At 55.9% G+C, this 11432-nt stretch carries 13 protein-coding genes; 10 read left to right on the top strand and 3 right to left on the bottom strand.

Annotation, left to right across the window (positions count from 1 at the left end):
- Positions 1-182 precede the first annotated feature (182 nt).
- Entirely contained in the window at positions 183-653 is a 471-nt protein-coding gene (locus tag JIN87_RS27130; protein ID WP_200359721.1) for a gamma-glutamylcyclotransferase family protein, read from the bottom strand.
- 182 nt (positions 654-835) lie between these two features.
- Between JIN87_RS27130 and JIN87_RS27125 the strand changes: the two genes are divergently transcribed.
- The 7 genes from JIN87_RS27125 (at position 836) to JIN87_RS27095 (ending at position 5358) form a co-directional block, all read left to right on the top strand.
- Complete coding sequence (locus tag JIN87_RS27125) at positions 836-1999, top strand: DUF3570 domain-containing protein (protein ID WP_200359719.1); 1164 nt, start codon at positions 836-838, stop codon at positions 1997-1999.
- A complete protein-coding gene (locus JIN87_RS27120; RefSeq protein ID WP_200359717.1) occupies positions 1990-2985 on the top strand; it encodes an FAD:protein FMN transferase in 996 nt (331 codons plus the stop codon). Before JIN87_RS27125 ends, JIN87_RS27120 begins: the two co-directional genes overlap by 10 nt.
- Positions 2963-3469, top strand: a complete 507-nt coding sequence (locus JIN87_RS27115; RefSeq protein WP_200359715.1) for a TlpA disulfide reductase family protein — start codon at positions 2963-2965, stop codon at positions 3467-3469. The genes JIN87_RS27120 and JIN87_RS27115 overlap by 23 nt, the downstream gene beginning before the upstream one ends.
- Entirely contained in the window at positions 3466-3690 is a 225-nt protein-coding gene (locus JIN87_RS27110) for a DUF4266 domain-containing protein (RefSeq protein ID WP_200359713.1), read from the top strand. The genes JIN87_RS27115 and JIN87_RS27110 overlap by 4 nt, the downstream gene beginning before the upstream one ends.
- Before the next feature lie 174 nt (positions 3691-3864).
- On the top strand, positions 3865-4194 hold the full coding sequence (locus tag JIN87_RS27105; RefSeq protein ID WP_200359711.1) for a hypothetical protein: 330 nt from the start codon (positions 3865-3867) through the stop codon (positions 4192-4194).
- Positions 4195-4215: 21 nt separating this feature from the next.
- A complete protein-coding gene (locus JIN87_RS27100; RefSeq protein ID WP_200359709.1) occupies positions 4216-4638 on the top strand; it encodes a hypothetical protein in 423 nt (140 codons plus the stop codon).
- Positions 4639-4731: 93 nt separating this feature from the next.
- On the top strand, positions 4732-5358 hold the full coding sequence (locus tag JIN87_RS27095; RefSeq protein WP_200359707.1) for an RNA polymerase sigma factor: 627 nt from the start codon (positions 4732-4734) through the stop codon (positions 5356-5358).
- A 284-nt stretch (positions 5359-5642) separates the two neighbouring features.
- Here the strand turns inward: JIN87_RS27095 and JIN87_RS27090 are convergent, their stop codons facing one another.
- A complete protein-coding gene (locus JIN87_RS27090; RefSeq protein WP_200359706.1) occupies positions 5643-6371 on the bottom strand; it encodes an energy transducer TonB in 729 nt (242 codons plus the stop codon).
- 174 nt (positions 6372-6545) lie between these two features.
- Positions 6546-7598 carry a Gfo/Idh/MocA family protein gene (locus JIN87_RS27085; protein WP_200359704.1) on the bottom strand — a complete coding sequence of 351 codons (1053 nt, stop codon included), beginning with the start codon at positions 7596-7598 and terminating at the stop codon, positions 6546-6548.
- 241 nt (positions 7599-7839) lie between these two features.
- Between JIN87_RS27085 and JIN87_RS27080 the strand changes: the two genes are divergently transcribed.
- The 3 genes from JIN87_RS27080 (at position 7840) to JIN87_RS27070 (ending at position 11406) form a co-directional block, all read left to right on the top strand.
- The gene (locus tag JIN87_RS27080) at positions 7840-8436 is read left to right on the top strand and encodes an ABC transporter ATP-binding protein (protein ID WP_200359702.1); all 597 of its coding nucleotides are present in this window, start codon (positions 7840-7842) and stop codon (positions 8434-8436) included.
- A 151-nt stretch (positions 8437-8587) separates the two neighbouring features.
- Positions 8588-9379 (top strand): ABC transporter permease, encoded by a 792-nt coding sequence (locus tag JIN87_RS27075; protein ID WP_200359700.1) that lies wholly within the window; start codon positions 8588-8590, stop codon positions 9377-9379.
- 110 nt (positions 9380-9489) lie between these two features.
- Positions 9490-11406, top strand: coding sequence for a TRAP transporter large permease (locus JIN87_RS27070; protein ID WP_325176417.1), 1917 nt, complete (start codon positions 9490-9492; stop codon positions 11404-11406).
- Positions 11407-11432 lie beyond the last annotated feature (26 nt).

Here is an 11432-nt window from a genome sequence, read left to right as displayed (position 1 = left end):
ATAAAAAAACTTAACGTAAGAGGCTGCTCCAACGCCGTAAACGGAAGCATAACAGACTCTTCATAGGGGCCTTACGACTTAAGTTGACGCCAATGCGCAATGCAGGATCGAGTCTCCACGGCGGCCTACGGCGAGGCCGCCCTACCTTTTGAAGTGCCTATTCGATTAGGTGTGCCTGTCCTCTACCAGCGGGTCTGGGTGAGCATGGTGGACCAGTTGGGAGGGGAATAGCAGACGTAGGCCCAGGCGAGGCGGTCGTTTCCGTCTTGATCCTTGGTCCAGATGACTCGCCGTTGATAGGGACTCTTGATGCCGGGCGTGAAGTTCTCCCAGGTGTCCATCTTGTCGAGGGCGTTGGGGGCGAGCGGGTATTCGAAGAGTTCGCCTTCGATCCACTTCTGACCTTCGGTTGGGGTCGTTGGGGCAGTGGTTTGCTGGTCCAGCGCGGTTTGCCAATCGTCGAGCGGGTCTTTGCTGGCGTCGAGGAGAGCGGCGGAGGGATCGACTTGTAGGATGGGGTAGCCTTCGCGGAGCCGCCAGAGAGTGCCAAGAGCTTTGGCGGGGGTAATGGAGAGCGGCGGGAGGCAGTGCTGGGGGTGTTCCGGTTGGTCGCTTTTCAGCGTTCCGTAGGCAAAGAGGTATTGGGAACTCATCTTTTGTGGATAATGTTTGCTTATACTGCCTAGGCAAGGATTGGGCTTGCGCGGGATGGAATGATTAGAGCTGCGAATTTACTCTAATAGCTTAGTTAACAAATCCAATTTGCCGTTTGCTGCGTTATAAGCTTTGGGTGGCAGCGTTTTGCTTCCCAGGCTTTTTTTCTCCCGAGTACCTCATGACCTCCCGTTGCTTGTCCGTTTTAACCCCTGTCAGGATTCTCGCATTTTGTGCGTATTTGCAGTTCGCTTGGCTCAAGCCGGTGCGGGCGGAGGATCATCTTTCGGTCAAATGGCAGGATTATCAGGAGGACGATGGCCGTGTCCGTGTGCTTTCTAAATATCTGGGTGCCGAGAAGGTGATCAACCAGAGCTTCGCTCTGCGTTTGCATGCGGTGCATGATTCGATCTCGGGAGCGACGCCGACGGGATCGACGGGAGAGGATGGGGACGAGCTGGTGCTTTCGGAGATCGTGGATGTGCGTGACGCGGGGGTGGTGGACTTGGACTGGACGCATGGTATCCACAAGACTTCGTTTCAGATCGCCTACAGCGACGAGAGCGACTTTTTGTCGAAGGGTTATGCCATCTACAATACCTCGGAGTTCAATAAACGAAACACGGCTCTGAACTACGGTGTGTCGTATGTTGACGACGAGATTGAACCGAGTTTCTTTTCCGAGGCGGAGACCAAGGATAGCCTCGATGGTTACGTGGGAGTTAGTCAGGTTTTGGATCCCAACACGGTGGTGGCTTTGAATTTCACCTACAGTAAGTTCGAAGGGTATTTGGATGATCCCTACAAGCAGATCGCTAAAAACGTTGAGGTCTTGCCTGGCTTTTTTCTTTTTCAGGAAGCTCCTGAACACCGACCGGATGAGCGCTTGCGTCGAATCTGGTTCGCGAACGTGAAGCGGTTTTTTCCAGAGGTCCGAGGCAGCGTTGATATCGACTACCGCTACTTCGACGACAGTTGGGGCGTGGAGAGTCACACTTTCGACTTCGAGTGGTATCAGAAGATTGGAGACAAGTGGACGCTGCGACCGAGCTATCGCTACTACAGGCAGAGCGCTGCCGATTTCTACTACCCGGATTTAAATGGGGTGGATATTGATCCTTTTGATCCGGAGCCGGGGGTGGGGCCTTTTTATTCGGCGGACTACCGGCTCGCGAAAATGGAGACGGAGAGTTACGGACTGAAAGTGATCTACGATCTGACGGGCGAGGTTTCGCTGGATTTTAGCTGGGAGCGCTACGAGATGAAGGGGCGTGACGGCGTGACGATTGAGGATGCCTTTCCGGATGCTGACATTTTGACGATCGGAGGTGTTTGGTGGTTTTAGCAGGGGACCAGGCTTACAGGAAGGAGATCAAGAGTCGCCTTGCCTTCGAGGAGGCGAGGGGGCTGTTTCGGCTTCAGTTTCAGGCGCTTGGCACGAACTGCGGGGTGCTGTTCTCGGGAGTGACTCAGGAGCAGGCTTTTCAGTTTGCTCGCGAAGCGGTCGATTGGGTGGCTTGCTTTGAGGGTAAGTATTCGCGTTTTTTGGATACAAGCTTGTTGAGCGAAATCAACCGGCAGGCAGGAAAGGCTTGGGTCAAGCTGGACGAGGATGCTGAGCATCTTTTCGCCCTCTGTGACGACTTGAACTTCATGACCCATGGTCGACTCGATCCGAGCGGATTGCCATTGATCCTTTTGTGGGATTATCGTCGGAAGCGTTTGGAGTTGCCCAGCGAGGGTGAGGTTGCTCAGGCGAGAGAGCTGGTGGGGTGGCAAAAGGTGGAACGCCGAGCGGGCGAGGTCTTTTTGCCTCGCGAGGGGATGTGCCTGGATTTTGGCGGTTTTGGCAAGGAGTACGCGGTTGATAAGGTGGCGGGTCTTGCGGTCTCGAATGGGATTGGCAGCGCGCTGATCGATTTTGGGCAAGATATCCATGTTTTGGGTACGCCGCCTGACTCGCCGGCGTGGCACATCGGACTGGAGGATCCGGCTCGTCCCGGCTCGACTTGGGTGGGATTGGCGATGATCCGCGAGGGAGGCGTCGCGACCTCGGGCGATTACCATCGGGGCTTCTTTTTCGAAGGGAAGCGATATGGGCATATTATCGATTTGAAGACCGGCTATCCGGTGGCGAATGGATTGCGTTCTGTGTCTGTGGTCGCGCCCTCGTGTCTGGAGGCTGGGGTGTTGTCGACAGCGGCGTTTGTGGCTGGGGAGTTGGAGGGAATGAAATTGCTAGAGGCGAACTACGGAGCGGAAGGCTGCTTTGTCGGTGAAACCTCGAACTATCAAACATCACGATTTTATGAATACGTTGTACAAGATTAAGGCAGCTTTTGCTGTAGTCGCTATCGGATTTGTTCCCGTTCTCTTCGGGGAGTGGAAGGAGGGGGATGTTCTGCCGGAGCTTTCTGGGTTTGGCTTGCAGGGGGATTTGCCGGAGCTGGAGGGGAAGGTGACGTATGTCGATTTTTGGGCGTCCTGGTGCGCTCCGTGCAAGGCGGCCTTTCCTGAGATCGAGCGCTTGTATCAGAAGCATGGGGAGAAGGGTTTTCAGGTAGTGGCGGTGAGCGTGGACTCGAGCGAGAAGATGATGCGTCGTTTCCTTGATCGCGTGAAGCCCAGTTTTGCGACTGTCTGGGATGAGGAGCAGCAGCTTGTGGAAACGGCCGAGGTGGGTGTGATGCCGACTTCGTTTTTGGTAGATGGCGAAGGCAAGATCCGCTCGGTGCATGAGGGCTGGGGTGGCAAAGAGACCGCGGTGGAGCTGGAGGCTGAAATATTGGAGCTACTGAAGGAGGCGGGACGATGAGGTTCGGGAAGACTTTAATGGTGGTTGGAGTGGGTCTTGCAGCCTTGTTGCTGAGCGGGTGTGAGACGGTCCAGCCTTGGGAAAAGGGAAACCTCGCCGACTACACGATGCGCGATGATCGTGACGAATTGGAGAGCGTGATGACGGCTCACGTCACTTTTTCGCGAGAGGCTTCGACCGGAGGTGAAGGTGTGGGCGGCGGTGGCTGCGGCTGCAATTAACCGGTACACCTGTCTGTTTTTGAACCCGTTAAGGGTTTTTGCCTGATTTTGGTGAAGTGGGGCTTCGCCAACTGGTGTTGCGCTTAGGTAAGACTAAGATCCGAAAAGCGGCCGATGTAGCGCATATGTGCGCTTTGAACGTTTTGCGGATTTGAGCATCAAATGGCTTTATAGATGGACAAAGAAGACAAGGAACTGGATGAGGCGCTCGGGCTTTGGGACGAGGTCAAGGTAGACCACTCTCGGCTCTCATCTCGCGTGTGGGCGCGGGTCGCGAACGAGGAGCGCGAACCGACGACTTTGCCCACGTTTTTTAGGTTGGTTCAGTCTCTTTTAGTCCGTCCCGTTTACGCTGCGGTTTTTGTGGTGAGCTGCGTTTTGGGAGGTTTGCTTTTGGCCGAATTAAGGGTCGTGAAAATGGAGTCGGATCGGCACGAGCAGTTAGCGGAAAGCTACAAGCAGGTGATCGATCCTTTGCTAAAGAACACTTATCTCGGCGATTAGATGGAAGTTTGGAAATCGTTGATGGTAATTGTGATAGGGGTTGTTGCGGGCGTGTCCGCGCACCTCGGCTACTTCAATACCTATTCGGCTGAGATGCGTGCTACGAGTGGGCTGAACGAGATGGAATGGCTGCGTTCGGAGCTCGATTTGACGGAGGAGCAATTTGCTCGAATCACGCGTTTGCACGACGATCGTGAAAGCGAGATTCGCACCCTTTCACGCAAGGTTCGAGACCTCGAATTGATGCTTGCGGAATTGGAGGCGGAGCGGGTCACCGAGGGCTATGTGGACTACCTCGAAATTCGCAATTACATGGAAGCGAAACGCAAGCTCGACGAGGCTTGTTCGAAGTCGACGAACGACTTGATCGCGTCGGTTGGCGACGTGATGGATTTGGAGCAGAGGCGACGTTATTTGACGATTGTGCAGGGCTCTTTGAACTAGTTCCGGCGGAGGTCGCCGCCGAGCTTGGTCTTGAACTACTTTGTCAGGAAAGTAAGTTCTTTTGTCAGTCAAGCCCCCTTAACTACCCCTACCATGCCATCCGATAACGAGACAGATTTGGCGTTGCTTGAAGAGCTTCGCCATGGACGTGACAGTGCGTTGAACGACATCATGCTCCGCTGGCGCCGCCCGTTTCTCAGCTTTGCCTATCGCTACGTGCAGAGCGAAGAGGACGCTCGCGACCTTGTGGAGGAGCTGTTTGTCCGAATCTATAAAAACCGCGAACGCTTCAAGGAGGGAACCAAGTTTTCCGCATGGGCGTTTACGTCTCTTTCTAACCTCTGCAAGAATCTCGAGCGTTGGAAGCGCCGCCATCCGGCCCTTGGCAAGGACAGCCTTACCGATGATTGGAGCAAGGCGGATACCCATATCCACCCTTTGGCGGAGAATGGGAGCTCGCAACGTCCTGATGACGAGGCGCTCAAGCAGGAGCGTATCCAGCTGGTGAAGACGGCGATTGGCAAATTGCCTCACGACTTGCGGGTAACGCTGTTGCTCTACCAGTACGAAGGTCTCAGTTACAAGGAGATTGGCGAGGTGGTCGGCTGCACGGTCAAGGGTGTGGAGACGAGGCTCTACCGTGCCCGCAAGGCTTTGAAAGCGAGCTTGAGCAGCAAGGTTGGTCCGTCAGGCGATATCTGGGGCGTGGACGCTGGTTAAATTGGGATCGTCTAAGTTCTCAGTACTCGATACTGCGAAATTTGTAGGTCGCTGTGTTGAGCATTGGCGTCAACTTATCTGAAAAACGTCTCCAAAATGTTCTTCTTCTAGAGATACAGACTCCAAGCCTGTAGCGCCGCTTTCCTAACGAGAAGAAGAAGCGGATGAAGAAGGAGAAGTAGATGAAGAGCCTTTTAGCGCTTAAGTTGACGCCAATGCGCGTTGAGGCGACAAGTCCTTCTAGGTGGCGGGTCAGCGTCCCGCCCTACAGAACAGGGTTGAGGTTAGTTTAGATCGGAAGCGGTGAGGCGTCCGTCTTCGAAGGTGAAGACTTGGCGTACCATGGTGTTGGTCTCTACTCCGGCGAGCATCGGTGGCTCGAATTTCCACTTGTTGACGGAATCGAGCATCAGTTGTCCAAATGCGATGCTGGTGCTTTCGGTGAATCGTGGGCAGCGGACGGTTCCGCTTTCGTCGATGTAGAACTCGATGGTCGCCTGGCCTTCGGGGCTGGACTCGGGTTCGACGATTTCGATTGGGAATGGGATTTGATCGAGCGAATTGAAGGGGGCGGTCTGGATGGGGGAGCCGTCCGAGTGGGTGCGGGCTTGGCTGGCGGCCATGGGGGACTGGACCTGCCATTTGAGCTTTTGGTCGATCTCGAAGGTAAGGTCGATCTGGATGGAGGAGTCGATGGCTTGTCCGTCGCAACGGGCGGGCGAGAACTCCCACTCGGCGAGGCTTTTGAGAGCGGATTTGGTGAAGGCTTTGCGAGAGCTTTGCAGGACGAAGATGTCTTGGAGGGCTCCTGTCCGATCGATCTCGACCACTAGGGAAACGGATCCGTCTTTGATGCCGATCACTCTCATGGAGCCTGGAAAGCGAGCTTCGGTTTGCTTGCGTACTTGGATCTCCTCGATGGAGCGCATCTCTTGATCCATCGCGAGGACGCTTCCGCCTGCGAGGAGGAAGATCGTGAAGATGATGGATTTGCAGAATCGGGATGGAGTCATGCGTCTCGAACTAGTCAAACACCGGGTGGATGTGGCTCACTTCATGGACTTCTAGCAGCTTCCGCTGATGGAGAGTCGGGTCTTGCGGTTGCGGCAAGGGTTTGATTTGGGCTCTGCGGCAACGACGGAGCGTTGCCCTCCTGTGTTTGTCAATTGTGTAAGTGGCCTGATTGCCTAGAGGCCGCCGAATAGGTCGTCTAGGCTGCGTTCGACTTTGATGGAGACGGCGTTTTTTTCTTTGGCTGAGGAGAGGAGGGCGTCGGTCATCTTGTGGAATGCGAGGGCTTTCTTGCCGTTCGCGGCGGGTTCTTGGTCGAGCTCGATCGCTTGCAGGAAACTGACTGCAAGGGCGCGGAGCTGGGAGCTTTGGCAGGAAGGCTTGGCGTAGTCGTAGGTGTTGCCGTCGATGTCTGAGCGTTGTCCGGCGGCGATGTCGATGGAGCCGCGCGTGCCGACCAAGGTGATGCTTTGCTTGGGCTCTTCGCCGGGGATGGGGGCCTTGAGCTGGGCGGTTATTTGCAAGCTGGCTCCGTTTTTGAAGCGGACTTGACCGGTGAGCGTGTCTTCGGCGGGGTGCTCGAGATCCTTGGCGAAGGTGGCTGAAAACTGATCGAAGCGTGCGGCGAGGGCTTCCATGGGATCGGGCGCGTCCATGCAGAACCAAAGAGCGTCGAGGGTTTGGGCTCCGACTTCGAGCAGGGCGCCGCCGCCGAGGTCGCGTTCGAGACGCCAGGAGCTTGCGGCATGGGGCCAATCCGGAATTTGGATACAGGCTTGGCCGAAGATGGGTTCGCCGATTTCGCCTGCTTCGACGAGGCCTTGTGCAATGGAGACGCGTGGATCGAAGCGTAGTTGGTTGGCCCACGTGAAGATTTTTCCTACGAGACCAGCGGAGGTGACGATGTGGGAGACTTCGCTGCCTCGAACGCCGACGGGGGAGGCGCAGAGCACGTGTAGGCCTTGGTCGAAGGCGGCGCCGACATGGCGTTCGTGGAGGTGGGTGGGGCTGGCGACGATGAGGGCGTCGAGATCTTTTGTGGTGAGAAGCAGTTCGTCGAGGGAGTCGAAGGAGGCGTCGGCTGAGATATTGAGGGAGGTGGCGGCTTCGGAGCGCTTCTCGGAGTCGGGGTCGGCGATAGCGACGAGTTCAGCGTTTTCTAGGTCTGCGAAACCGGAAGCGAGAGTGGCGCCGTAGTTGGCGCCGACGAGGGCGAGACGTGTGGTCATGGGAGGGAAGTGAAGAATGAAAAGTGTGCCGAGGAACTAGGTGAGTGATTGATCCTGCTCTGTTGTTTGAACCACGGATGAGACTGATGAACACCGATGTCGTTTGGAAGTGAAATTTGAGAGAAGGACTCCTCTGGCAGCCTTGGAAATAGCCGAAGGCGGGTTTTCCAAGAGGTGTTTTGAAGGCGAGTAAGATGGTGGTTTACGCGGGCTGAAGCACCGCGCTACGTTTTGGGGCTTTATGCTGAGGATAGAGAATCTGAATTTTCTGGATTGGGAGGCGGTGTCGCTTGAGGTGGGAGCGGGCGAGGTGGTGTCGATCCAAGGTGAGTCGGGATCGGGAAAGTCGCTTTTGTTGCGGGCGATCGCGGACTTGATTCCTCATGGTGGGGAGGCCTTTTTAGGAGGTGAGGCGTGTAGTGAGTTTTCGCCTACGAAATGGCGAGGGAAAGTGAGTTTTTTGTCGGCGGAGGCTCTTTGGTGGGAGGATGAGGTTAGGGCGCATTTCCTGAATGATCCTGAATTGAAGGTGCTGCAGCGACTTGGATTGAAAGAGGAGTGTTTGGATTGGGAAGTGACTCGTTTGTCGATGGGGGAGCGGCAGCGATTGGGATTGCTGCGGATGTTGGATCGCGAGCCTTCGGCGCTTTTGTTGGATGAGCCGACTGCGAATTTGGACGATAGGACGTCGGCGGCGGTCGAGGGGATGTTGTTGGATTATGTGAGAGAGCGGGCAGCGTGTTGTATCTGGGTGACTCATGATCGGGCTCAGGCTGCTCGTGTGGGGCAGCGAGCGTATACGATGGTGTCAAAGCAGTTGCGGAAGGTGGCAGGATGAATGCTGTCAGCTTGGTGTGTGTGGCAATGACGGTACCGAGCCAAGGGCGACATGTTTCGTCTGCTTTGCTGACTCAAGTGTCGATCGGAGATCTCGGTACGAGCGTAGCGAAGACACAGTGCCCTCCGGTTTGTGGAGGAGTTGAAGCGCGATGAACACGATTGATCTTTCGTATTGGGATCTTGGATTCGCGGCTTTGCTGGGGATTGCCTTGGCGGCTCTGTTTCGGGGGATGCGGCTGGGGATTTCCGGTAGTTTGTTGGTGGCGGGGGCGAGGATGATGATCCAGCTTACTTTGGTTGGGTATGTGTTGCGGTTTCTTTTTGAGGAAGGGCGACCTTGGCTGGTGGGGATCATGGCATTCGTGATGTTGGCGGTGGCGTCGCGGGAGATATTGGCAAGGCAGAAACGGAAACTGAGTGGCTGGCGGAGCTGGCGGCTTGGTGCCTCGACCTTGTTTGTGTCGTCTTTCGCGATCGCGGTTTATGGCTTGCTGGTGGTGGTGAGGCCGGAGCCTTGGTATGCTCCTCAGTATGTGATTCCGATCTTGGGAATGATCATCAGCAATACGATGAATGCGATCAGCTTGGGAATGGATCGGCTGACCGACGCGATCTACCAGAACCGGAATGTGATCGAGCAGCGGCTGGCTTTGGGGCAGAGCGCTCAGGAGGCGATCGGCGGATACGCGAAGGATTGCATCCGTTCGGGAATGACGCCGGTGATCAACTCGATGGCGACGGCGGGGATCGTTTCGTTGCCGGGGATGATGACGGGGCAGATTTTGGCGGGGGCGTCGCCTGTGGAGGCGGTCGAGTATCAGATCGTGATTTGGTTTATGATCGCGGGTGGCTGCGGCTTTGGCATGACGGTGGCGATCAAGTTGCTGAAGGGGCAGCTCTTCGACGAGCGGCAGAGGCTGAGATTGGAGAGGCTGAGGTAGAGGGCGTCAGGGCTATTGGATTGGTTCGGAATGTGGGTTCGCGTGACAAGCACGCTCCTACCTCCTGTTTCCCCTTGCTTTGGCGCTGGGGGAAGGTTTGCGTGAGTGGCGTGTCTGATCAAACAGCTGCAAGTGATTCTGAAGTGAAGTCCCGCAAGTGGTGGGAGCCGGTTTTGGGCATTTTCCACCGGGCGGAGAATTGGGCGATCGCGGTCGCTCTGGGTTTGATGATGTTTTTGCCGCTTGCGGAGATCGTGTTGCGGCAGTTCGAAACAGGCATAACGGGCAACGCTGCGGTTCAGCAGCACTTGGTGCTTTTTGTGGCGATGGTGGGCGGTGTGATTGCGGCGCGCGAGTCGAGGCTGCTTTCGCTGTCGACCTTTACGGCTTACCTGAAGTCTGGCTATGCGGCGGCGGCGAAGGTGATCAGCAATTCGGTCGCGGCTTTTGTGACGGCTGCCTTGTGCGCGGGCAGCTACGCCTATATTTTTGGAGAGTATAGTGAGCGAACCATGGAGCTTTTTCCCGGTTTTCCGGTCTGGTGGGCGAAGCTGATTCTTCCGTTCGGATTTCTGGTGCTGACGTTGCGTTTGGTTTGGCAGGCGGGGGACCGTTGGTGGCTTCGTTTGATTCCCGTCTTTGTGGCGGCTGGCTTGTTCTGGTTTGGCTTGTACGAGTTTGACGAGGTGGAGGGCTTCGTTTGGCCGCTTTTGATTCTCGTCTTGGTGGCTACGGTGCTGGGCGCTCCGATCTTTGTGACCTTGGGCGGCGCGGCGATCGTGTTGTTTTGGGGCTGGGATTACCAATATGAGAACGCGCCTCGGGTGGTGACGGTGAATCTCTATGATTTGGTGAAGAGTCCGATGCTGATCACTTTGCCACTGTTTACTTTGGCGGGGTATTTGCTGGCTCAGGGGCAGTCTTCGCAGCGTTTGATTCGCTTGATCAATGCTTTGTTTGGCCGCGTGCGAGGTGGGCCGGCGATCGTGACGGTGCTGGTCTGCACCTTCTTCACGGTGTTTACGGGAGCGAGCGGGGTTACGATATTGGCTTTGGGTGGCTTGTTGATGCCGGTGCTTACGGCGGCCGGGTATGATGATCGACGGAGTATCGGGCTGCTTACGGGAGCAGGTTCGCTGGGCGTGCTTTTTCCGCCTTGCTTGCCGTTGATTCTGTATAGCGTGGTGGCGTCTTCGGCGCGGGTTAGTATTTCGCTCGAGCAGATCTTTCTTGGCGGGTTGCTGCCGGGGATGTTGCTGCTCTTGCTGACGATCGGCTACGGGGTGATTCGCCAACCGAAGCACGTTCCTGTGGCGGGGGAAGCGGCTTTCAATTTCGATTCTTGGGTTAGGGATTTGGGGAAGGCTGCTTGGGGAGCAATGGGCGAGATCTTGTTGCCAGTCGTGGCTTTGTTTGCGCTTTTTAGCGGTTACGCGACTCCGGTGGAGGCGGCGGCGGTGTCGGCCTTGTACGCTTTGATTCTTTACGTTGTAGACGCGAAGTGGATACGGAAGGTTTCTATCTTGAAGGAGCTTCCAGGTGTCATGGCCGAGTGCGGCTTGCTGGTGGGCGGCGTCCTGCTGATCCTCGGGGTGGCGATGGGATTCACTAACTACCTCGTGACGGCGATGGTGCCGGATCAGTTAGTTGAATGGGCCCAGGCGAATATTGAGTCGCCTTTGGTGTTCCTTCTTTTGCTGAATCTCTTCCTGATCGTAGTTGGCTGCTTGATGGACATCTTTTCGGCGATCATCGTGATCGTGCCCTTGATTGTACCGCTAGGGGCGGCGTTTGGGATCGATCCTGTTCACCTGGGTATCATTTTCTTGGCGAATCTACAGCTTGGATACATCACGCCTCCGATTGGTATGAATCTGTTCTTGGCGAGTTATCGGTTCGAGAAGCCGATGAGCATGGTGATCCGGGCGGCTTTGCCGGTGCTGGTGGTTTTCGTAGTTGGCGTATTGGCGATCACCTACTGGCCGACTTTGACGACTTGGTTGCCGAATCTGGTGCTGGGCGAGTAGGTTCAGGTTGATCTTTCGCGTGACAA

It is taken from the genome of Pelagicoccus mobilis (assembly GCF_016595505.1).
In the GTDB taxonomy this organism is placed as follows: domain Bacteria; phylum Verrucomicrobiota; class Verrucomicrobiia; order Opitutales; family Opitutaceae; genus Pelagicoccus; species Pelagicoccus mobilis.
This window is presented reverse-complemented; position numbering and strand designations above follow the sequence as displayed.